Raw genomic sequence first — 21,476 nt, 5'->3', positions numbered from 1 at the left:
GTATCCATGGCCCGTCCGGACCGGACGGGCCAGCCTATGCATGGGCGGCGTGCTCGCGTTCGGCGTGGTGCGGGGGTTCGAGCTGGATGGTGGAGTGCTCGATGCTGACGGTGAAGTGGGCGGCGACGCAGTCCTGGAGCTGGGCGAGCATCTCGGCGGCGTGGCCGTCGGTGAAGCACTCCTCGTCGAGGACGACGTGGGCGGTCAGCACGGGCAGTCCGGTGGCGATGGTGGAGGCGTGCAGGTCGTGCACGTCCTGAACGTGCGGGACGGCGAGCAGGTGGGCACGGACGTCGTCCAGGTCCAGACCCTTGGGGGTCGACTCCAGCAGGATGTGGCCGGCCTCGCGCAGGATGGCGATCGCCCGGGGCACGATGAGGGCGGCGATGACCATGCCGGCGATCGCGTCGATGCGGACCCACCCGGTGGTCGCGATGACGATGGCGCTGATGATGACGGCCACGGACCCGAGGGCGTCGTTGACGACCTCGAGGAACGCGGCGCGCATGTTCAGGTTCGCGGCCCTACCGGTGCTGAGGACCAGCATCGAGGCGATGTTGCCGGCCAGGCCGACGATGCCGAAGAGGAGCAGGCCGGTGGAGCTGACCTCGTGCGGTTCGTAGAGCCGCCGTACGCCCTCGACGAAGGCGTAGATCCCGACCCCGAGGAGCACGGTCGCCTGGGCGCCGGCGGCGAGGACCTCTGCACGGCGGAACCCCCAGGTCCGGGCCGGGGTGGGTGGGCGCAGCGCCAGCGACGCGGCGACCAGTGCCATGGCCAGCCCGGCGGCGTCGGTGAGCATGTGCCCCGCGTCGACCAGCAACGCCAGGGAGCCGGTCCACACGGCACCGATCACCTCGGCGACCAGGATGGTCGCGGTGATCGCGAACGCGACCGCCAGCCGGCCCCTGTGGCTGGTCCCGACGCCGTGGTCGTGACCGGCGCTCATGCAGTCGCTCCTTCCAGACGGGCGGGATCCGCCGGGGAGGCGGTCAGGGTGGGCAGCTGCCGGGTGCGTCCGGCGCGGACGCCGTTGGCGATGACCAGGACCTCGGCCAGCTCGTGGACCAGCACCACGGCTGCCAGGCCAAGCACACCGAACAGGGCCAACGGGATGAGGACCGCGATCAGGACCAGGGACAGCACGACGTTCTGCAGCATGATCGTCCGGGTGCGGCGAGCGTGGTCGAACGCCAACGGCAGCAGCCGCAGGTCATCGCCCATCAGGGCCACGTCGGCGGTCTCGATCGCCACGTCGGTGCCCATGGCGCCCATCGCCACGCCGACGTCCGCGGTCGCCAGCGCTGGTGCGTCGTTGACGCCGTCGCCGACCATCGCGGTCGCGCCGTGGGCGCGCAGCCCGGTGACGACCTTCGACTTGTCCTCCGGGCGCAGGTCGGCGTGCACCTGCTCGATCCCGGCCTGGGCGGCCAGCGCTGCGGCGGTGGCGTGGTTGTCGCCGGTGAGCATGGCCACGGTGTAGCGGCGGTCGCGGAAGCGGGCGATGACCTCGGCGGCCTCGGACCGCAGCTCGTCCCGGACGGCGATCGCGCCGACCGGTTGACCGTTGACCTCGACCACGACCGCGGTCGCCCCCGCCCGCTGCATACTGATGACGTCCCCGGACAGGGTGCCCGGGTCGACCCAGTCGGGCTTGCCCAGCCGGACCCGGGCACCGTCCACGGTCCCGACCAGCCCGGCGCCGACCACCGCGTCGACGTCCTGCGCGGCAGGCGCCCGGTCGGCGGCGGCCAGGATCGCTGCGGCGAGCGGGTGCTCGCTGCGGGCCTCCAGCGCGGCCGCCCAGGCCAGCACCTGCTCCCGGTCGGTCCCGGCGCTGGTGGCGACGTCGACCACGGCCGGCCGGTTGCGGGTCAGGGTGCCGGTCTTGTCCAGGGCGACGGTGCGCACCCTGCCCAAGGTCTCCATGGCGGCGCCACCCTTGACCAGGATCCCGCGGCGGCTGGCGGCCCCGATCGAGGCGACGCTGGTGACCGGCACCGAGATCGCCAGCGCGCAGGGAGAGGCGGCGACGACCATCACCAGGGCCCGGTGCACCCACACCGACGGGTCGCCCAGGAGCGCGCCGAGAAGGGCCGTCAGGCCTGCGGCGACCAGGATGCCCGGCACCAGCGGGCGGGCGATCCGGTCGGCCAGTCGCTGGGTGGCGCCGCGGCGGGACTGCTCGGCCTCCACGACGTGCACGATCCGGGCCAGCGAGTTGTCCTGCGCGGTGGAGGTGACCTCCACCTCCAGGGCGCCGGTGCCGTTGATCGACCCGGCGAAGACGTCCTTGCCCGGCCCGGTCTCCACCGGCATGGATTCACCCGTGATGGCCGAGGTGTCCAGGGCGCTTCGACCGGTCCGCACGGTCCCGTCGGTCGCCAGCCGCTCCCCGGGCCGCACCACCATCACGTCGCCGATGACCAGCTGTGCCGGGTCCACCACGAGCTCCCGGCCGTCGCGGAGCACGCTCGCCTCCTTGGGCACCAGGTCCAACAGCGCCCGCAGGCCGTGCCGGGTGCGGGCCAGGGAGTACTCCTCCAGGCCCTCGCTCAGGGAGAACAGGAACGCCAGCGCAGCAGCCTCCTCGACCTGCCCCAGCAGGGTCGCCCCGACCGCGCCGATCGTCATCAGCAGACCCACGCCGAGCTTGCCGCGCGCCAGACGGCGCAGCGCACCCGGCACGAACGTGGAGCCACCCACGAGCAGCGCCGCCGCGGCGAGCACAAGCTCGACGGTCTCCCATCCCCCGAGCCCGGCGAGGAACCCGGCCAGCAGCAGCGCACCGGAGGCCAGACCCAGCTGCACCTCCCGCACCTGCCACAGCCGGGTCGCCGGCTCCTCGACCTCTCCTGCTCGAGCTGGTGGGGCGACGGGAGCCTCGCATCCGCACGCGTCCACCGCCACCTCCCGCTGCGGCGTCTGCGGCCCGCTCACGCCCCCGCCTCCTGCCCGGCGTGGGGGCGCAGCTGCTCGGGGGCCGGGTTCCCCGCGGTCCCCGCGCCGTAGTTCGGGCACAGCGCGACCGCATACCCCGACGTCGCGAGCAGGCGCTCCGCCGCGTCCAGCACGTCCAGCAGCTCCGGAGCACTGGTCAGCGAGAACATCGAGGCCCGGCCCTCCGGGCGCGAGACCACCAGGCCGCAGTCTCGCAGGCAGGCCAGGTGCGCACTGACCGTGGACTGCGCCAGCCCCAGGTGCTCCGTGAGGTCGCGCACCTTGTGCTCCCCCAGCGTCAGGTGCTGCAGGATCGCCAACCGTGACCGGTCTGACAGACCGTGGAACAGCGCGGCCGCCACGTCGAGCCCTTCAGCTCGGGTGCCGTCGCCTGGCGCGGGTGCGCTCTGTGATGTCATCGTCATGCGCCGATCATAGCCGGATGCCGGCCGTCCCGGCGCCTGAGCCGCGGCAAGCGTCCTAGGCGAGGGTGATCCAGTAGTCCCAGAACCGGACGGCGATCAGAGCCGCGACCACCAGGCACCATGTCGTGACGATCGTGACGGCGTAGTCTCCGACCCACCGTGGAAGCGCCCCGGCGCGGGACCACCGGGCCAGTACCGCGACGAACGCGGCCACGGTGACGACCCAGACCACCATGCAGTACGGGCACAGCGCACCGATGCGGTGGACGCTCTGGAAGATGAGCCAGTGCACGAACACCGTGCCCAGCGCCGTACCCGCGGTCAGGCCGATCCAGTACCAGGACGGCAGCCGGGCGCCGCTGATGATCGTGACGGCGACGGTGACCAGGGCGGCGAAGCCGGCCACGCCCAGGATCGGGTTGGGGAACCCGAACAGCTCCGCCTGGGGGGTGCTCATCACCGACCCGCAGCTCAGCAGCGGGCTGATGCTGCAGCTGGGCACGTAGCTCGGGTCGGCGACCAGCCGGATCTTCTCCACCAGCAGCACGAACGCCGCCGACAGACCGACCCAGCCGCACACGAGCAGGACCCACCCCACGGCCCTCCCGACCGGCGCGCCGGGCTCCTGGGAAGGAGCGGTGAGCGCGGCGGGCTCAGCGGTTGACGGCTGCATCGATCTGGGCGCGGAAGTCGCCCTCGGAGGTGGGCTGCAGCAGCTCACCGTCCAGGAAGAAGGTCGGGGTTCCCTGGACACCCAGTGCCATGCCGTCCTGCCGGTCCTGCTCCACGCGCTGCTGGATGGCGGGGTCGGCGACGGCGGCGTCGTAGGCGGCCATGTCCAGCCCGAGGTCCTGGGCGAACTGCCGGAACAGCGGCGCCTTGGAGTCCTGCTGCTCGCCCCATTCGCTCTGCGTCTGGTACATCCGCGTGTACATGTCCTCGAACCGGCCCTGCTGGGCCGCCGCCTCGACCGCCACCGCCGCGTTCATCGCGTTGGCGTGGCTGGGGATCGGGAAGTACCGGACCACGAACGTCAGCTCCCCGGCGTACTCCTCGCGGATCTGCTCCACCAGCGGGTAGGCCGCCAGGCACGCCTCGCACTCGAAGTCCAGGAACTCCACCAGCACCGGCGCGCCCTCACCGGCGTCGGAGAGCACGTGGCTGTCCTCCCTCACGACCGGCACGGCCGAGCTCGTTCGCGCCGAGTCCGCGACACCGGTGCCGGACGGCGGGCGGGTCACGCCAACGGCGACGGCCACCACCGCAACGAAGACGGCGATCAGCAGGAGGGACAGGATCACGTTGCGCCGCACGGGCACTCCTTCATCAGGCGACACGGACGATCGGCCAGTCTGGCCGAGGATGCGGGAAGTCCCGACGCGGATCGTAGAGCCAGACCCTGAGAAGACTCTGGCCCGGTGCGACAAACGCCATTCGGACAGGGCAGGGACCGATGCGCCCCTACCTACAGGCCGAAGGCGCCACCTTCGACGAGGATCGCCACGCCGAGTCCGATCAGGACCAGAGGGAACAGGACGTGCTCCCAGCGTTCCAGGACCTCTGCGATGGGCCTACGGGTGGCGACGAACTTGGCGAGCAGGACAAGCACCATGACGAGGACGAGGAAGACGACGCAGTAGGCCACGACCGCGCCGGCGCCGACGGTGACGAAGACGGGGACGTAGACGCCGATGTTGTCACCGCCGTTGGCGAAGGTGACACCGGCGACCGTCAGGGCGCTGATCGTCTTGTCCGCGACCCGGTCGTCATCGTCTCCGTCGCCGCGCCAGACCTTCCATGCGGTCAGCAGGCCGAGCAGCAACGGGATGAGCCCGAAGTAGGCGATCGCCGACTCGGGCAGGAAGGTCACCGCGCCCAGGGAGACCAGTACCGAGGCGACGAGTATGCCGCCGAAGCCCAGGTACTGACCCACGACGATCTTCCTGGTCGTGCCGCGCAAGCCGGCGCCCCGGGCGAAGAAGAGTGACAGCACGATGATGTCGTCGATGTTGGTGGCCATGAACAGCCCGAAGGCCTGCAGGACTGAGGTGAGCACAGGGTGATGCCTTCGGTCGTGTGTGGTGGGTCAGGCGGGCGACGTGGCCACGCGGTCAGCCACTGGTGTCGGTCCCGGCCGGCTGCCGTGGTGAGCGCAGCTCGAGCAGCGCCAGCAAGACGACCCCGGTGACGATCGCGGTGTCAGCCAGGTTGAACGTGGGCCACCACCCGCTGTGCAGATAGTCGGTCACCACACCGTCAAGGGAGCGATCGATCCAGTTGCCGCACCCACCACCAAGAATCGCCGTCACTGCGGCGAGCCGCCAACAGTCCCACGTCGGAGCGGCCCGCCAGGCCACGACGGCGATCGCGACGATGACCAGGCCGGTGAGCGCGACGACCAGTGCGGCCGGCGCGTCAGCGCCGAGGGAGAACGCCACCCCCGGGTTGTGACTCAGCACGAGGTCGACCGGACCCAGGGCCAGCCCCGCCTCCAGCGCGCTCTCAGCCCACGCCTTGACCAACAGGTCCGTCACCGCCACCGCCGCGGCACCGGCCACCAGGACGGCGCGACGCGGTGCCAGTTTCGTCACGGACGCTGCTGTCCATCCCACACGACGCCCACCAGGGGTCGTTGACACCCGCTGGCGGGGATCGGCCGGGGCAGAACCGGACACGCCTGCTGCTCGAGGGCCACGCGCCGCAAGGCGGTTGGAGCGCCTCTGGTTGCCCCCAGCTCCTGGCGGGTCAGCTGGGACCCACCGGGCGGGGTTAGAATCGACATGCGGCGATGGTAGCGAGTGACGCTGCTGTCAGCAAAGGGTAGAGTCGCACGGGCGGCCGTGTGGCCGGCTCGTCACCACCGTGGCGACCCTCAACCATCGCGTTCGGCAGGCAGAGTGGTAGCGGATGGAAGGTAAGCGGCATGGGCACCATAGGGCGACCCCGGGTGGAGCGAGGCGGTGGACGAGCAGGACGCCCCGACCCCCTCGAGCCGGCCAGCGGTCGACGGCCTCGCCGACAGACGATCTCGGTCGTGCGCTCGCGAGGCATGCTCGCAAACGGGGCACACGGCGACTTCGACGGGCTGCTCCGGTGACCCACGGGCACCTCCTGGCCCTGCTCGCGGCCGTAGCAGTGGTCCTGGCCGGCTGCGGTGGCGAGGGCTCGACGATCAACGACCAGATGCGTCAGGGCGACCAGAAGGGATACGTCGCCGGTGACGGCACCATCCAGGTGCTGGCGCCGGAGGAGCGCGAGACCGTCATCACCCTGGAGGGGACGACCCTGGAAGACGAGGCGTGGTCCTCGCAGGACCACCTGGGCGAGGTCGTGGTGGTCAACGTGTGGGGGTCGTGGTGCGGGCCGTGCGTGGAGGAGGCGCCGGACCTGGAGGAGGTGGCCACCGAGTTCGCCGAGGCGGGTGAGCCGGTGCAGTTCATCGGGGTCAACAGCCGTGACTCGGTACCCAGCGCCCTGGCCTTCCAGCAGAAGTACGACGTGTCCTACCCCTCGCTCCAGGACGACGGCGGGCGCACCCGCGCCCAGCTGCAGGGGCTGGCCGTCGCGACGCCGACCACGATGGTCCTCGACGGACAGGGGCGCCTCGCCGCCCGGGTCAGCGGACCCGTGGAGGCGTCGACGCTGCGCGGCCTGGTCGAGGACGTGCTGAAGAGTGAGTCCGCCCGGTGAGCGAGGTCGTTCTCAGCGGGCCGCTGCTGCTGGCCGCCGCGATCGCCGCGCTGGCAGGTCTCGTCTCGTTCGCCTCGCCGTGCGTGCTACCGCTGGTCCCCGGCTATGTCGGTTACCTCTCGGGAATGGCGTCGCCCATGTCGGGCGCTCACGCGCCGGGGCGGTGGCGCCCGACGGTCGGGGCGCTGCTGTTCGTTATGGGTTTCTCGGCCGTCTTCATGGCGATGAGCGTGGTCATCTCCTCCCTGGGCATGGCCCTGGCGCAGCACCAGGGGCTGCTGCTGCGCCTGTCCGGCGCGGTCGTCCTCGGCCTCGGCCTGGTCATGCTGCTGCAGCCGACAGCATCAGTTTCGGTGCGATGGCGACCGGCCGCCGGGATCGCCGGGGCTCCGCTGCTCGGGGTCGCCTTTGGCCTGGGATTCAGCGCCTGCACCGGACCGGCGCTCGCCGCGATCCAGACGCTCGGCACCTCGATCCTCCCGGGGGACGACCAGGTGGGCCGCGCCCTGGTGCTGGGCACCGCATACAGCCTGGGACTGGGGGTGCCGTTCGTGCTCGCCGCCGCCGGGCTGGGCTGGGCCAGCCGCGCCTCGCGCTGGCTGCGCGACCACTACCTGCTCGTGCAGCGCGTCGGCGGCGGGCTGCTCGTCCTCCTCGGCCTGCTCATGATCGCCGGCATCTGGGCCGAGGCCATGGCGTGGGTCCAGACCCGACTGACCAACAACTTCACCACGGTGATCTGACATGGCCAGCACGCGAACACCGGAACGGATCGAGCCGTCCTATCCCAAAGACCGCACCACCTTGGGCGGCCCCCGCCTCGGACCAGCCGGCTGGGCACGTTGGGCCTGGCGGCAACTCACCAGCATGCGCACCGCCATCTACCTGCTTCTGCTGCTGGCGGCCGCGGCCTTCCCCGGCTCAATATTCCCGCAGCGCTCCGTAGACCCGGTCCAAGTGCGCACCTTCTTCGAGAACAACCCCGACCTGGCGCCCTGGCTGGACCGGGTTCTCCTCTTCGACGTGTTCTCCTCCCCATGGTTCGCCTCGATCTATCTGCTGCTGATGATCAGCCTGGTCGGTTGCATCATCCCGCGGATGCGCCAACACTGGCGTTCGATCCGAGCCCAGCCGCCGCCGGCACCACAGCGTCTGACCCGACTGCCCGCCCGCGCCGACGGAACCGTCGCCACCGACGGCCGCGAGGCCCTGGCCGCAGCCCGGGAGGCGCTGAAGGCGAAGGGCTACCGGCTGCGCGACGCCGAGGACGGCGATCTCTGGGTCACCGGAGAGAAGGGGTACCTGAAGGAGACCGGAAACCTGCTCTTCCATCTGGCTCTGCTGGGCGTGATCGTCGCCTTCGCCGCCGGTAACCTGTTCGGCTGGCGCGGGGAGATCATCATCCAGGAGGGGCAGTCGTGGACGGCCACTGCCGGCACCTTCGACACGCTCAACTTCAGCCCGTTGGCCGATGAGGGAGACATTCCCACGTTCACCGTGGAACTCAACAAACTCGACGTAGCCTTCGAAAGCCAGGCCGACGGCGCCCAGTTCGGCCAACCCCGCAGGTTCGACGGGTTGGCCACCGTCGAGGTCCCCGGCCAGGAACCCGAGCAACAGGAGTTCGCAGTCAACCACCCGATCTCCGTGGCCGGAGACTCCATCTTCCTGCTCGGCAACGGCTACGCCCCCATCGTGACCATCCGCGACCCCGACGGAGAAGTCCTCTACTCCGACGCGGTCACCTTCCTCCCACAGGACAACAACTACGCCAGCGAGGGCGCCATCAAGGTCACCGCGCGAGACCCCGGCCTCGGCCTGGTCGGCGGCTTCCTACCGACCCTGCGCATTGATCCCGAGCTGGGGATGACGTCCTCCTTCCCCGGCCTGGTCGACCCCGTGCTGGCACTGACGGCATTCGAGGGAAACCTGTTCCCCGACGGGCGCCCGCAGTCGGTCTTCAATATCGACACCGACCAGATGACCCAGCTCACCGACGAGGAGGGCAACCCCGTCGCGATGCTGATCCGCCCGGGCGAGTACTTCGAGCTACCCGACGGCACCACCGTGGAGTTCGACGGCATAATCCGCTGGGCCGGGCTGCTGGCGCGGCACGACCCGGGCCGGATGCCCGCCCTTGGCTTCGCGATCGCCACCACCGTCGGCCTGGCCCTGATGCTCGGTATCAAGCGGCGCCGGATCTACGTACGGATCAACCCTGAACACCCCATCAATGGTCCGATGCAGACACTAGTGAGCATCGGTGGCCAGTCCAAGGGCAGCGACCCCGGACTCCAGGCCGTCGTCGACGACGTCCTGCTCCGGATCACCGGGACCACGGGTGGCCGGACCAATACTCCTAAAACCCACCATCGAGACAAGGACACGGTATGACCGACCCACAGCTGGCCCTGGCCAGCGACATCGCCATCTGGGCCAGCCTGGCCGTGCTCGCGCTGGCCCTCATCTCCTTCTCGGCACACCTGGCCGTTACCGGAACCGCCAGGGAACGCGCCGCCTCCGTCAAAGTCGCAGAGAGGGTCCGCGTTGGGGCCGGCACCGACTCTCAGACGGAAGCCAGAGACGGCCGCGAAATCGACGCTCCGGAGCCAACCGGGCCGACCACCACCGCCGTCGAGCCACCAACAGTCAGTCATCCCGCCGAGGTCACCCGCCGCTGGGGCATCATCGGGGTGCAACTCACCTGGCTGGCGACCTTCGGAGTCGTCGGCGGCACGATCTTGCGCGGGGTGTCGGTACAACGCTGGCCGCTGGGCAACATGTACGAGTTCGCGATCGTCGCCGCATCCTTCGCCCTCATCGTCTACTCCACGTGGAGCCTGAAACGCGACCGGCTGTGGCTCGGTCCCTTCGTCGTGCTGCCAGTCATGGCCGTCCTTGGCGCGGGCAAGATCTGGTACACCGAGGCCTCCCAACTCATGCCCGCCCTGGACAACACGATGTGGCTGTCCATCCACGTCACCCTCGCCACGCTGTCCGTGGCGCTGTTCATCATCGGTGCCGCCCTCGGCGTCGCCTTCCTGCTCCGCGACTCAGCCGAGAAGAGAAACCGCATCCGGGGTTGGCTGGCCGGCCTGCCCCAGGCAGACAAACTGGAGACGATGACCTACGGGATCCACATCTTCGCCTTCCCGCTCTGGACGTTCACCCTCATCACCGGCGCGATCTGGGCCGAGGTGGCCTGGGGCCGCTACTGGGGCTGGGACCCCAAGGAGATCTGGACCTTCATCATCTGGGTCGTCTACGCCGCCTACCTGCACTCCCGCGCCACCAGCGGCTGGACCAAACGACACGCCACCTACGTGGCACTCCTCGGCATGCTCTGCATCATCCTCAACTACACCGTCGTCAACCTGCTCATCACCGGCCTGCACAGCTACTCGGGGGTGAGCACGTGACGCCTTCCGCTACACCGTGAATGCGGCTGATGAACGCCAGCAACCCCAAGAACGTCGACTCCGACCACTACCAGCAAGATCATGGCCGTCAAGTGACCGACGCCCGTGGCCAAGACGGACCCGACCTGAAACGCCATCCCGCAATCGCTGGCCTCCAGCGACGTCATGTCCCTGGGGCACCAGGGCCTAAAGCGTGGCTACCTGGAACTCAAGAAGTCGGACGCAGGCGTCCAATCCCGGGGACGAACCGCCCCACGCGGGCGGCATAGTCGGCATAGGCCCGCCCGTGCGTGGCCAGCAGGTGCGGCTCCTCGACGGCGCGGACCTGCATCTGGATGCCCGCATAGACCAGGACCAGGCCCGCCAAGGCAACAAGGTTCGGGGAGGCCAACGCGAGCCCGGTGAAGGTGATAAGAGCGGTGGTGAAGATCGGGTTGCGGACGAACGCGAAAGGCCCGGAGGTGACCAGCTCGGTGCGTTCTGTCGGGTCGACACCGATGCGCCAGGCGGTGCCCATGGCCAGCTGCGCAGCGTAGGTGCAGAAGATGCCTGACGCGGCCACCACGGCCGCTGCAGTGCGCAGGGCCGGCGAGCTCAGCGGTGACACCACCGGGTCGAGCCCGAGTAGGTCTGCGACCGGTGCGGCGACGCCGACCAGGAGAGAACCCGCACCGCTGATGCGATTGGCCCACCACTGCCGGGTGCCGCGCGCGGCGGCCGCGAAGCGGAATCCGCTGTTACCGGTGCGCCGCCGCTGGACGGCCATGCGACCCACCCCCGGCGAGCAAGGCCCACACGACGAACAGCGCCAGACCGAGGATCGCATGGCCGCTCACAGCGGACCTGGGCTCGCGGCCGCCGGCTTGACGGCGACGCCGAGGACGAAGTCACCGAAGAACCGTGTCACAGCAGGGACCGGCAGCGACAGACCCAGCTCCCCCAGCGCCTCGACGAACTCCTCGGCGCTGAACCGGTCGACCTTCGGGTGCTCGAGGAACGTGCGGTAGGACCAGCGCTGCAACGCGTGGCGGGTGACCTCTTCAAACACAAGCTGCCCGCCCGGGCGCAGCACCCGCACCGCCTCGGCCACCGCCTCGCGCCAGACCGGGACGTGGTGGACCACCGCGAAGTCCACGACGGCATCCACCGCCGCGTCGGCGACCGGCAGCGCGCATGCGTCACCGACGCGCACATCGACCCGCGACCCGAACCGCGCCAAGCGCCGCCGGGCACGCTGGACCATCACCGGGTCCAGATCCACCGCTGTGACATGCGCGGCGCCCCACCGCTGCAGCAGCAGCTCGGCACCGGCGCCGCGCCCACAACCGATCTCGACCACGCGCAGGCCGGCGATCCGGGCGCCCAGACGCTCCAACAGCGGCAGTTCGTACGAACGCTGCAGCCACGCCCGGGGTGGGCTGTCGACGAGCATCGTCTCGATCCGGTTCATCAGCACAGCTGCCCTCCCTGGGCCTCGGTCTTGCCTCGTTGCCGAAGCCTCGGTCGAGGAGATCGCCGAGTACCTGGGCAGCGGACCCAGACACCGTAGCCGTTGAGCCAGAATGAATCCTGATCCGACAACATTCGTTATGACATTTTTTAGTCTGCGTATTACATCGGATGAATCAATCGCGGGCGGCTGACCCACTGCCCCGCTGGCCGGACTGAACCCAGCTCTGACCAGCGGAAACGCAGCACCGAGCGTCGTCGTAACGGCGTCCTAGGCGACGGCCTCGAGGGCGAAGAAGATGAACCCGATAAAACGGGTGGGGTCGGATTCGCTCGGCGGCAGCAGCTCAGGAGGCGTATCGGGCGACACCGGCGGCTCGCTGATCGCCAAGATCCTAAAGCCTGCGGCGGTGAACGACTCCGACATTGCGCTCAGCGACCGATACCAGATCGTTAGTGTCGCGGAGACGCCGTCGAAGTCGTACTCCTCCTCGTTCGGCACGGTCGCGAAGTAGTTCACCTCCGGGTACATCACCGGCGGGATGACCGGGTGGTTGACCACCACGACCAGCCGACCGCCGAGCTTCAGCACCCGGCGTAGCTCCAGCAGCGGCCGCGACCAGTCCTCGAGGTAGTGCAGCACGAGCACGGCCAACGCGTCGTCGAACGACTCCTCGTCGTACGGAAGCGACTGGGTCAGGTCGGCCACCTGCAGGTCGACCTCGTCTCCGAGCCGCTCCCGGGCGAGTCGGATCATCGCCGTGCTCGCGTCGAACCCGGCCACCCTCGCGCCCCGCTCCTTCAGGTCGGCGAGGAGCGGCCCGGACCCGCAGCCAGCGTCTAAGATCCGACGCCCGGCGACGTCACCGAGCAGGTCCAGGACCGCCGGCCGGGCGTACCACCTGTTGAACAGGCTGTTCTCGTTCGCCCTCGCGTACGCGTCGGCGAAGGCGTCGTAGTGGTCCGGTTGCTGCTCGGCGGTCCGCGTTTCGGAGGTCATGGCGCGCCAGTGTGCCAGTACGGATGGCGCGGTCGGCGTGGACGAGCCGTTCCTACACATCGCCCCAACGACCGGACCTGCCGTGTTGAGAGCGGATCGACCGATCGATACGCCCGGGCTTGATACGCAGGCTGTCCAGTACCGGTGGAGAGGGGTGCTGTCGGCTCGGCCCTGGGGCCTGACCCCGGTTCTTGGACACGCTGAATCCAGCACGTGGTGCTGGGGAAGCGAGATGATCCGAGAATCATGGCTAGGAAGAACTATTCCGAGGAGTTCCGTCGTCAGGCCGTCGACTTGTACGAGTCCACCCCGGGTGCCACGGTCCGCGGCATCGCCGAGGACCTCGGCATCGTGCGTGGCACGCTGCGGGGTTGGCTCGAGGTCTACGGGACCGGCAAGAAGACCGCTGCTGACGGGACGTTGACCTCCAGCCCACTGCAGTGCAGGCCGTCGAGGAAGAACTCCTCGGCGCCCGAAGGTGAGACGCCGGAGCAGAAGATCGACCGACTGGAGGCCGAGAACGCGGCGCTGCGGGCCGAGACCACCAAGCTCACCACCGAGCGGGAGATCCTGCAGCGGGCGGCCAAGTATTTCGCCGGGGAGACGCGCTGGTGAGTCGCTTCCAGTTCGTCGCCGACAACTCCGCCACCTTCGAGGTGAAGCGACTGTGCGAGCTCGTCGAGATCGAGCGCTCCTCCTACTACGCCTGGCTCAAGGCAGCCCCGGCACGCGAAGAGCGAGCTCGGGCCGATGCCGAGCTCGCGGAGCGGATCAGGGCCGTCCACGCCGAGGACAACATTTGCGGTGCGCCGCGGATCACCGCCGAGCTCAACGACAACACCCCTGCCGGTGAGCGGGGTTAACCACAAGCGCGTCGCGCGGGTGATGCGGGCCGAGGGCATCCGTGGCTATGTGAAGAGGCGGCGGGTGCGGACCACGATCCCCGAGCCGTCGGGGCGGAAGTACCCCGACCTGCTCCAGCGCGACTTCACCGCCGAGCGCCCCAACCGGCGCTACGTCGGCGACATCACCTACCTCCCGCTCGCGGACGGGACGAACCTGTACCTGGCGGCCGTGATCGACTGCTACTCCCGACGGCTCGCCGGCTGGACGATCGCCGACCACATGCGCGCCGAACTCGTCGAGGAAGCGTTGAACGTCGCGGCCGCGACCCGAGACAGCCTCAAGGGCGCGATCTTCCACAGCGACCACGGGTCGGTCTACTGCTCCAAGGCCTACGCCCAGCTCTGCAAGAAGTTCGGCGTCACCCAGTCGATGGGCGCCCTCGGCTCGTCGGCCGACAACGCACTCGCGGAGTCGTTCAACGCCACGATGAAGCGCGAGGTCCTCCAAGACACCGCCTGCTGGCCCGACGAGCTGACCTGCCGCCGGCAGGTCTTCAGATGGCTCGTCCGCTACAACACCCGCCGCCGTCACAGCTAGTGCGGCTACCTCTCCCCGTCCACCTACGAGGCCCGCCGGGCCGCTACGCTGCCAACCGCCGCGTAATCACACCCCGTGTCCAAGATCCGGGGGTAAGGCCCAGGGCCTTCTTGGAAGGCTGTGCATCATGCCTCGTCCCTACCCGCCAGAGTTTCGTCAGCGCGCCGTGGCGCTCGTTCGTGCCGGCAAGCAGATCAAGCAGGTCGCCTACGAGCTCGGCATCAGCGCCGGGTGTCTGCACACCTGGGTCCGCCAGGACCGCATCGACCGCGGGGAGCGTCCCGGGGTCTCCACCGCCGAGTCCGCGGAGCTCCGGGCGGCGCGCAAACGGATCCGTGAGCTCGAAACTGAGCTAGCGATCATCCGTGCGGCCTCGAAGTTCCTGGCGGAGGAGAAGCCGCACCCAAAAGGGTTCATCCGGTGATCGACCGCCTCGTCGACGCCGGCATCCCGGTCAAGAAGTGCTGTCGGGTGCTGGGTGTCTCCAGCCCCGGCTACTACCGCTACAAGAACCGGCCGACCTCGGCCACGCAACTGCGCCGCGAGTGGCTGACCGGCCTGATCCGCGAGGTCCACGTCGCCTCGCGCGGTACCTACGGCTACCGCCGCATCCACGCTGAGCTAACGATGGCGATGAACGTCCAGGTCAGCTCGCGGCTGATCTCGGTGCTCATGACCCAGGCCGGGATCTACGGCCTACCAGGGCCGGCGCGAGTCAAGCGGCTGCGTGGTGTCGTGACCAGCGAGGACCTGGTCAACCGCAAGTTCCACCGCCTGGCCCCGAACGAGCTGTGGGTCACCGACATCACCGAACACCCGACCCGCGAGGGCAAGGTCTTCTGTGCCGCCGTCCTCGACGCCTACAGCCGCCGGATCGTGGGCTGGTCGATCGACACCCGACAAGACAGCGCCCTGGTCATCAACGCCCTCGATATGGCCATCCGCAACCGCCGGCCCGCACCGGGTGGGATCGTCCACGCCGACCACGGAGTCCAGTTCACCTCGTGGGCCTTCGGCGACAAGATCCGCGCCGCGGGCCTGATGCCGTCCTTCGGCAGTGTCGGCGACGGCTTCGACAACGCAATGATGGAATCGTTCTGGTCCTCGATGCAGATCGAGCTGCTGAACCGCAAGAAGTGGAAGACGCGAGTCGAGCTGGCCAACGCGATCTTCGAGTACATCGAGATCTTCTACAACCGCCAACGACGCCACTCCAGCATCGGCTACCGCACCCCGATCGAATACGAACTACGCTCCGAAACCACCACCGTCACCGCCTGAGACTGCAGACGCCAACGGGTAACCAAGCCATAGGGCACGTCAAAGTGACAACCAGATCTTCAGCAGTCCCCAGTCCCCCGGGTAGGGACCGGGGCCGCGGCTCGTTGTTGCCACGCGATCACCGCAGGGATCCGCTACCGGGCGGGCTGAGCAGTTCAATTGGCTCATCATTCCTTGGCTCGTCGTCGCCCATCATGGCCGCAGCACCGCAAGCTGCCCCGATCACAGCAGTGGGGACGTCGCCAGGGCCGTCCACAGGGGGTCTGCGAGGACCCCGAGGGCCAGGCTCGCGGTGGCGGCGACACCGGCGGTGGCGGCAGCCCAGGCGTCCCCGCCCGTGCGGCGACGGGTCGCGGATTCCTGGGTGGGGCGGGCGAAGACGGGACCGAACCAGCGGAGGTAGTAGAAGAGGCTGAGCAGGCTGTTGAGCATCACGAGCAGGGCCAGCCAGCTGTGTCCACCGTCCCAAGCGGCGGTGGTGGTGGTGAGCTTGCCGACGAACACGGCCGTCGGTGGGGTGCCCACTAGGCCGAGCAGTGCGACCAGCAGGGCGAGTGCGAGCCCGGGGCGTTCGTGGACCAGCCCGCGGTAGGCGGTCAGGTCTCGGCGCTCGGGAAGGGCCGCGGTGACCGCGAAGGCGGCCACGTTGGTCAGGGCGTAGGCGGCGAGATAGAACAGCAGCGAGGGCAGGGCAAGGTCACTGCGGCCGACGGCGGCCACAGGAACGAGGAGGAACCCGACCTGGGCCACGGTTGACCAGCCCAGCAGCCGGCGAGGATCACGCTGCCAGTAGGCGGCGAGGTTGCCCTGGAGCATCGAGGCCGTGGCCAGGACTGCCGCGACGATCAACCATGTCTCGTTCCCGGCTGAGATCGTGGCCACGAACCGGTAGATGGCCACCAGTGCTCCGATCTTGGGCACGGTGGTCAAGAAGGTCGCGGCGGTCACGCCGGTGCCTTGTGCGGCGTCGGGGATCCAGAAGTGGACGGGCGCTCCGCCGGCCTTGAAGAGCAGCCCGGTGAGCACGCACAGCACGCCTGCGCCCACGGCTGCGGCCGGGGCGCCAGGTAGTTCGTCCTTGAGTTGGGTGTAGTCGGTGGCGCCGGTCAGGGCGTAGAGGAGGGTGACGCCGAGCATGAGCAGGATCCCGGACAGCGCGCCCATGAGGTAGGTCTTCATGGCGGCCTCGGCCCCGGAGCGACCGCCGGTCAGGCCCACGATCCCGTACAAGGGAATGCTGGCCAGCAGGAATCCGACGATGAGCACGAGCAGATCGGTGGTCCCGGCCAGGACCATGACCCCGGTGGTGGCGAAGAGCAGCAACGCGTAGGTGTCGGACTCCCGCGGGGAGTCGGCGATCTCCCCGGAGGCCACGCCCAGGACCAGCAGGGTGGCCAGTGCGGCGATCACCCGGGCGGCGCCGGTGGCGGTGTCCACGGCAAAGGTTCCCGAGAATGCGGTCTGCGCGGGCCCCGCCATGGCCAAGGCCGCCGCGGTCGCGGCACCCAGCAGCGCGAGGGCGGCCACGGCGCGGGCGATCCACTGACGGTCCCGGGGGAGGAAGGACCCGCCCAGCAGGACGACCAGGCCACCGAGGAAGGTGAATATCTCCGGGAGTAGCAGTGCCGGTTGCATCTGCATCGAGGCGTCCACGGTTACCTGCCGACCAGATCGACGAGGGCGGCCGAAGCCGGCTCAATCACCCCGAGCAGCACCTGCGGTAGCACCCCGATGAGCAGGGACAGGGCCAGCAATGGACCAACCGACCACAGCTCTCGACCGTGCAGGTCCGCGAACCCGGGCGACTGGCCCTGCGTGGGGCCGGTGAAGACTCGCTGCAGCGCTAACAGGAAGAGGGCGGCGGTGATCAGGATGCCCGGCAGAGCGATCGCGGTGACGGGAGCGACGGCGATGCTGCCGGCAAAGATCTGGAACTCAGCGATGAACCCGGACAGCCCGGGCAGGCCCAGGGAGGCGAAGGCCGCGATCGCGAACAGTGCCGCGAAACGCGGCGCGGGTGTGGCCAGGCCACCGTAGGCGCCCATGTCGTAGGTGCCGGCGCGGGTGCGCATCACCCCGGCCAGGAGGAAGAGCGCGGCGGTGATCAGCCCATGGCTGACCATCTGCACGACCGCGCCGGTAACTGCCACCGAACGGGCCTGGGCGGTGTCACCGGCGATGAGGCCGACCGCACCCAGGGCGAGGATGATGTAGCCCATGTGGTTTACGGAGGTGTAGGCGATCATGCGTTTGAGGTTGGTCTGGGCCAGTGCCACGAACGCTCCGTACAGGACGGAGACGATGCCGACCACCACGATCACCCAGGCCCACCCGCGCCACGCCTCGGGCAGGATCGGCATGGCGATGCGCACGAAGCCATAGGTGCCCATCTTCAGCAGCACACCAGCCAGCACCGCCGAGCCCGTGGCCGGGGCGTCGGTGTGGGCGGGGGGCAGCCAGGTGTGGAAGGGCACGGTGGGGGTCTTCACGGCCAGACCCACCAGGATCGCCGCCAACACCAGCCCGCCGGCCAGCGGGTTGTCCTCCAGCGGCGTGGCCGCGACGAGCTCGAGGATGTCGAAGGTGTGTGGGTCCGAGGCCACGTAGAGGCCGATGAAGCCCAGCAGGAGGGCGAGGGACCCCAGGAAGGTGTAGAGGAAGAACTTCAGTGCCGACCGGGCGGCATTCCCGTGACCCCAGCCGGCGATCACGAAGTACATGCCCACGATGGACAGATCGAAGAAGACGAAGAACACGATGAGGTCGGCAGCCACGAACACCCCGAGACTCACGCCCTGCAGGAACAGGAACAGAGCCGTCTGCGCGCGGGGCCGCTCACCGTCCCGAAGGGCGTAGACGGCGCACGCGAGGAAGACGACCGCCGTCATGGCCACCAGCGGCAACGAGAGCCCGTCCACGCCGACGTGGTAGCTGCTGCCGACCCCCGGGATCCAAGGCACCTGCTCCTCGAACGCCAACCCGTTCGGTCCCGGATCCTCATACCCGGCCCAGAGCACGCCGACGAGCACCAGCTCCACGGCGCTGACCGCGACCCACGCCCACCGCGCAGCCGCGGCGCCGAGCGAGGGAACCGCAGCCACGACTACGGCGACGGCCAGGGGAAGGAAGACGATCAGACTCAGCATGCTCAACCCATCACGGCGTAGACGGACCAGACCACGGCGCCGGCGGCCAGTACCGCCACGGTCTGGAGGAAGTACTGGTGGATGGCGCCGGTCTGCGGGGCCCGCGCCAGGTGCCCGAGTCGGCGGACCCGTCCGGCGACGGCCACCACGGCCCGGTCCAGCACGTGGTCATCGACGCGGGCAGCTGACCGCGCCAGCACGGGGACCGACCCGGCCACGGCATTCACGGCCCGGTCCAGGACGTGGTCGTCGAACCGCGCCAGAGCGTGCGCCACGGTCAAGGACGGGCGCACCACGACGGCCTGCGCCGCCGCTTCCAGCCCCAGCCACCGCCGAGCCCATCTCGGCGCGGGGGTACGCAGTCGCAGCATCAGCAGCAGCACGATCGCCGCGATCACGGCAGAGACGGCCAGCTCGACGATTGGGACCTGCCCGTGACCGCCCAATGCGTCGGCGAGCATGCCACTGATCGGGGGCAGGGCGAGCACACCCAGTACGGCTGCACCCACGGCGAGCAGGACCAGCGGCGCCTGCTCCAGGGTGCTGACCCCGCCGGTGTCGTCGGCGCGGGCGCCGCGCCGCCAGATCGCCCACAGGGCCTTGCCGGCATAGGCAGCCGACAATGCCGCGGCCAGTAGCCCTGCGGCGTAGAGCCACGGGGATGACTCGAGCGCGGCCGTGAGCACGGCATCCTTGGTCGCCCACAGGGACAGCGGTGCGATCCCGGCCAGAGCCAGCGCCGCCACGCTCGCGGCCACCCCCACGACCGGCCACCGACGGGCGACGCCCCGCAGTTGCCTAAGGTCCTCGGTCCCCAACGCGGTCAGCCAGGCGCCCGCGGCCAGGAACAGTAGGGCCTTGACCGAGGCGTGCGCCACCAAGTGGGCGGCGCCGCCACCGACCGCGCCGACACCGGCAGCGAGCACCACGAAGCCCAGCTGGGCGGCCGTGGAAGCGGCCAACAACTGCTTGAGATCCCGCTGTGCCAACGCCACGAGCCCCATGAGCACCGCCGTGAGCACGCCGACCCACGCGGTCAGCGGCCCGGCCCACCCGGTCGCGGCCAGCAGGGGCTCCACGCGCAACAGCAGGTAGCCACCCATGGCGACCATCGCTGCGGAGTGCAGCAGCGCGCTGACCGGGCTGGGTCCTTTCATTGCTCCGGAGAGCCAGAAGGAGAAGGGCAGCTGCGCTGCCTTGCCCAGTGCCGCCACCACGACCCCGGCGGCGGCGACATCCCGCCACGGCCCCTGCCCGGCCGGCAGGTCGGCCAGGGCCATCCCCGTCCCGCCGGCCAAGGCGGCGCCCGCGGCGACGTAGAGGCCCAGGTCGGCCGTGCGAGTCGTGATGAAGGCAGTGAGGCCTGCTGAGACACGGTCGACATCTCGCCACCAGAAGCCGATCAGGGCGTAGGAAGTCGCGCCCATCACCTCCCAGGCGAACAGCAGCGCCGGGATGCTGGCGGCGGTCGCCGTGACCAGGGCGGCCGCCGCGAAGATGAGCATCAGCCCGTGGAAGCGACCCCGGGACTCCCGAATGTTCCCGGCCGAGAAGACGAGGACCAGGAAGGTCACGGTGGCGATCATCGGCACGACCAGCGCCGCGAGAGCGTCGACGTCCAGCGCGAAGTCAGCACCAACGACGAAGGGGTACGACACGGCCGGGCGAGTCAGCGCAGCGGCGAACGCCAAGACAGTCGTGAGCCCTGAGGTCACCAGCGCGATCGGTACCGCACCGCGGCGCGGGCGGGCGAGGGCGAGCACGCAACCCACGGTGGCCGGGAGCACCACCATCGCCAGCAGGACGGCCGGGGGCCCGCTCATCCGGACAGCTCTTCGGCCATGTCGGTCATGTCCGTCTGGCGCCGTCGGTGCAGCAGCGTGGCCACCGCGAAGCCCATGGCCATCTCCACCGTCATCGCGGCCAGCACCACCAGCAGCAAGACCTGCCCGGTCGGATCCGGGGCCAGGAAGAGCCAGAACCCGGCGGCAGCCAGGAGCACCCCGTTGATCATCAGCTCCAAGCCCATCATCACCATCACCACGACCTGCTGGGACAGGGCGCCATACAGGCCCACCGCGAACAGGGCGGCAGCCACCACCAGCACAGCCTCGAGGGTCACCGGCCCACACCCCCCGGCTGGGGATCGTCGGCCGGGCGGCGGCGCAGATCATCGCCGAACCGGTCATAGCGGCTGCGGTGGGCAGCCAGGACCACCCCGGCCACGATGGTCGCGACCATGACCGGACCCAGCACGGCCATGACCAACATCTTCTCGCCCATGATCTCCAGACCGAGCGCGCGGGTGAGATCCTCGGGAACGGCGCCACGGCGCTGTGGCCAGGGGATGAGCAGCGCACCACTGGCCAGCAGCACGAAGGCTCCGACCGATGCACCAATCGCCGTCTTCTTCCCGTGGGTCATGTCCATGGGCATCAGCGCGGGATTCATCCCCATGAACATCACCATGTAGATGGCCATCACCGCCATCTCCATCACCATCATCAGGATCGTGATGAGCCCCAGGTAGCCCTGCTCCAGCAGGAGGATCTGCACTCCCACGGCGATGAACGACAGGGCCAGGGCGTACGTGGCTCGTGCCATGGAGTCCACCACGAACACGGCCACGCCCGCGGCCACGGCCACCACGGCCAGCACCCAGAACGCCACTCCGGTCAGCACG

Annotated in this window: 19 protein-coding genes and 2 pseudogenes; 6 read left to right on the top strand and 15 right to left on the bottom strand. The window is 69.6% G+C overall.

Annotated elements, in window-relative coordinates; translation table 11 throughout:
- Nucleotides 1-34: 34 nt before the first annotated feature.
- The 7 genes from FB557_RS06485 to FB557_RS06455 all read right to left on the bottom strand — a co-directional run bounded on the left by FB557_RS06485 (nt 35) and on the right by FB557_RS06455 (nt 5,956).
- Nucleotides 35-949, bottom strand: coding sequence for a cation diffusion facilitator family transporter (locus FB557_RS06485; protein WP_006593157.1), 915 nt, complete (start codon nt 947-949; stop codon nt 35-37).
- The gene (locus tag FB557_RS06480) at nt 946-2,940 is read right to left on the bottom strand and encodes a heavy metal translocating P-type ATPase (RefSeq protein WP_006593158.1); all 1,995 of its coding nucleotides are present in this window, start codon (nt 2,938-2,940) and stop codon (nt 946-948) included. The genes FB557_RS06485 and FB557_RS06480 overlap by 4 nt, the downstream gene beginning before the upstream one ends.
- Nucleotides 2,937-3,365: an ArsR/SmtB family transcription factor gene (locus tag FB557_RS06475; RefSeq protein WP_010148050.1), complete on the bottom strand. Its 429-nt coding sequence runs from the start codon at nt 3,363-3,365 to the stop codon at nt 2,937-2,939. Before FB557_RS06475 ends, FB557_RS06480 begins: the two co-directional genes overlap by 4 nt.
- Nucleotides 3,366-3,420: 55 nt before the next feature.
- Nucleotides 3,421-3,963, bottom strand: coding sequence for a vitamin K epoxide reductase family protein (locus FB557_RS06470; RefSeq protein WP_010148049.1), 543 nt, complete (start codon nt 3,961-3,963; stop codon nt 3,421-3,423).
- 55 nt (nt 3,964-4,018) lie between these two features.
- Nucleotides 4,019-4,678, bottom strand: coding sequence for a DsbA family protein (locus FB557_RS06465; protein WP_144856755.1), 660 nt, complete (start codon nt 4,676-4,678; stop codon nt 4,019-4,021).
- A 152-nt stretch (nt 4,679-4,830) separates the two neighbouring features.
- The gene (locus FB557_RS06460; RefSeq protein ID WP_075818543.1) at nt 4,831-5,385 is read right to left on the bottom strand and encodes a cadmium resistance transporter; all 555 of its coding nucleotides are present in this window, start codon (nt 5,383-5,385) and stop codon (nt 4,831-4,833) included.
- Between the two features lie 91 nt (nt 5,386-5,476).
- Nucleotides 5,477-5,956, bottom strand: a complete 480-nt coding sequence (locus FB557_RS06455) for a signal peptidase II (protein ID WP_006593163.1) — start codon at nt 5,954-5,956, stop codon at nt 5,477-5,479.
- A 502-nt stretch (nt 5,957-6,458) separates the two neighbouring features.
- Here FB557_RS06455 and FB557_RS06450 point away from each other — a divergent pair.
- The 4 genes from FB557_RS06450 to ccsB are packed head-to-tail and all read left to right on the top strand — an operon-like array spanning nt 6,459 to nt 10,474.
- Complete coding sequence (locus FB557_RS06450; protein WP_144856753.1) at nt 6,459-7,055, top strand: TlpA family protein disulfide reductase; 597 nt, start codon at nt 6,459-6,461, stop codon at nt 7,053-7,055.
- Nucleotides 7,052-7,798 carry a cytochrome c biogenesis CcdA family protein gene (locus FB557_RS06445; protein ID WP_144856751.1) on the top strand — a complete coding sequence of 249 codons (747 nt, stop codon included), beginning with the start codon at nt 7,052-7,054 and terminating at the stop codon, nt 7,796-7,798. Before FB557_RS06450 ends, FB557_RS06445 begins: the two co-directional genes overlap by 4 nt.
- Before the next feature lies 1 nt (nt 7,799).
- Nucleotides 7,800-9,449: a cytochrome c biogenesis protein ResB gene (resB, locus tag FB557_RS06440; protein ID WP_144856749.1), complete on the top strand. Its 1,650-nt coding sequence runs from the start codon at nt 7,800-7,802 to the stop codon at nt 9,447-9,449.
- The gene (gene ccsB, locus FB557_RS06435; protein WP_144856747.1) at nt 9,446-10,474 is read left to right on the top strand and encodes a c-type cytochrome biogenesis protein CcsB; all 1,029 of its coding nucleotides are present in this window, start codon (nt 9,446-9,448) and stop codon (nt 10,472-10,474) included. Before resB ends, ccsB begins: the two co-directional genes overlap by 4 nt.
- 208 nt (nt 10,475-10,682) lie before the next feature.
- Here the strand turns inward: ccsB and FB557_RS06430 are convergent, their stop codons facing one another.
- The 3 genes from FB557_RS06430 to FB557_RS06420 form a co-directional block, all read right to left on the bottom strand.
- Complete coding sequence (locus FB557_RS06430; RefSeq protein WP_144856744.1) at nt 10,683-11,240, bottom strand: methyltransferase family protein; 558 nt, start codon at nt 11,238-11,240, stop codon at nt 10,683-10,685.
- Nucleotides 11,241-11,306: 66 nt separating this feature from the next.
- Nucleotides 11,307-11,924 carry a class I SAM-dependent methyltransferase gene (locus FB557_RS06425; protein ID WP_174316830.1) on the bottom strand — a complete coding sequence of 206 codons (618 nt, stop codon included), beginning with the start codon at nt 11,922-11,924 and terminating at the stop codon, nt 11,307-11,309.
- Nucleotides 11,925-12,194: 270 nt separating this feature from the next.
- Nucleotides 12,195-12,923, bottom strand: a complete 729-nt coding sequence (locus FB557_RS06420; RefSeq protein WP_144856742.1) for a class I SAM-dependent methyltransferase — start codon at nt 12,921-12,923, stop codon at nt 12,195-12,197.
- A gap of 246 nt (nt 12,924-13,169) precedes the next feature.
- On the opposite strand from FB557_RS06420, the pseudogene FB557_RS06415 reads away from it, so the two are divergent.
- Both FB557_RS06415 and FB557_RS06410 read left to right on the top strand, forming a co-directional pair.
- A pseudogene (locus FB557_RS06415) lies at nt 13,170-14,432 on the top strand (IS3 family transposase).
- 61 nt (nt 14,433-14,493) lie between these two features.
- Nucleotides 14,494-15,647 (top strand): annotated as a pseudogene (locus FB557_RS06410) (IS3 family transposase).
- 222 nt (nt 15,648-15,869) lie between these two features.
- Here the strand turns inward: FB557_RS06410 and FB557_RS06405 are convergent.
- From FB557_RS06405 to FB557_RS06385, 5 genes are read right to left on the bottom strand one after another with little or no spacing between them, the layout of a single operon-like run.
- A complete protein-coding gene (locus tag FB557_RS06405) occupies nt 15,870-17,288 on the bottom strand; it encodes an NADH-quinone oxidoreductase subunit N (RefSeq protein WP_246074503.1) in 1,419 nt (472 codons plus the stop codon).
- Between the two features lie 14 nt (nt 17,289-17,302).
- The gene (locus FB557_RS06400; RefSeq protein ID WP_144856740.1) at nt 17,303-18,793 is read right to left on the bottom strand and encodes a complex I subunit 4 family protein; all 1,491 of its coding nucleotides are present in this window, start codon (nt 18,791-18,793) and stop codon (nt 17,303-17,305) included.
- Between the two features lie 2 nt (nt 18,794-18,795).
- On the bottom strand, nt 18,796-20,616 hold the full coding sequence (locus FB557_RS06395; protein ID WP_144856738.1) for a proton-conducting transporter transmembrane domain-containing protein: 1,821 nt from the start codon (nt 20,614-20,616) through the stop codon (nt 18,796-18,798).
- Nucleotides 20,613-20,915: an NADH-quinone oxidoreductase subunit NuoK gene (locus FB557_RS06390; RefSeq protein ID WP_144856736.1), complete on the bottom strand. Its 303-nt coding sequence runs from the start codon at nt 20,913-20,915 to the stop codon at nt 20,613-20,615. Before FB557_RS06390 ends, FB557_RS06395 begins: the two co-directional genes overlap by 4 nt.
- Nucleotides 20,912-21,475 carry an NADH-quinone oxidoreductase subunit J gene (locus FB557_RS06385; RefSeq protein WP_007926994.1) on the bottom strand — a complete coding sequence of 188 codons (564 nt, stop codon included), beginning with the start codon at nt 21,473-21,475 and terminating at the stop codon, nt 20,912-20,914. The genes FB557_RS06390 and FB557_RS06385 overlap by 4 nt, the downstream gene beginning before the upstream one ends.
- Nucleotide 21,476 lies beyond the last annotated feature (1 nt).

It is taken from the genome of Marihabitans asiaticum, from assembly GCF_007828725.1.
GTDB lineage: Bacteria > Actinomycetota > Actinomycetes > Actinomycetales > Dermatophilaceae > Marihabitans > Marihabitans asiaticum.
The sequence above is the reverse complement of the archived record's forward strand: the minus strand, read 5'-3'. Positions and strand labels throughout refer to the sequence as shown.

What these genes read in the sequence shown, in the direction of transcription:
- FB557_RS06475 (WP_010148050.1), bottom strand. Translation starts at nt 3,365, where the DNA reads ATGACGATGACATCACAGAGCGCACCCGCGCCAGGCGACGGCACCCGA.
- FB557_RS06400 (WP_144856740.1), bottom strand. Translation starts at nt 18,793, where the DNA reads ATGCTGAGTCTGATCGTCTTCCTTCCCCTGGCCGTCGCCGTAGTCGTG.
- FB557_RS06395 (WP_144856738.1), bottom strand. Translation starts at nt 20,616, where the DNA reads ATGAGCGGGCCCCCGGCCGTCCTGCTGGCGATGGTGGTGCTCCCGGCC.
- FB557_RS06485 (WP_006593157.1), bottom strand. Translation starts at nt 949, where the DNA reads ATGAGCGCCGGTCACGACCACGGCGTCGGGACCAGCCACAGGGGCCGG.
- resB (WP_144856749.1), top strand. Translation starts at nt 7,800, where the DNA reads ATGGCCAGCACGCGAACACCGGAACGGATCGAGCCGTCCTATCCCAAA.
- FB557_RS06460 (WP_075818543.1), bottom strand. Translation starts at nt 5,385, where the DNA reads ATGGCCACCAACATCGACGACATCATCGTGCTGTCACTCTTCTTCGCC.
- FB557_RS06405 (WP_246074503.1), bottom strand. Translation starts at nt 17,288, where the DNA reads ATGCAGATGCAACCGGCACTGCTACTCCCGGAGATATTCACCTTCCTC.
- FB557_RS06420 (WP_144856742.1), bottom strand. Translation starts at nt 12,923, where the DNA reads ATGACCTCCGAAACGCGGACCGCCGAGCAGCAACCGGACCACTACGAC.
- ccsB (WP_144856747.1), top strand. Translation starts at nt 9,446, where the DNA reads ATGACCGACCCACAGCTGGCCCTGGCCAGCGACATCGCCATCTGGGCC.
- FB557_RS06425 (WP_174316830.1), bottom strand. Translation starts at nt 11,924, where the DNA reads ATGAACCGGATCGAGACGATGCTCGTCGACAGCCCACCCCGGGCGTGG.
- FB557_RS06430 (WP_144856744.1), bottom strand. Translation starts at nt 11,240, where the DNA reads ATGGCCGTCCAGCGGCGGCGCACCGGTAACAGCGGATTCCGCTTCGCG.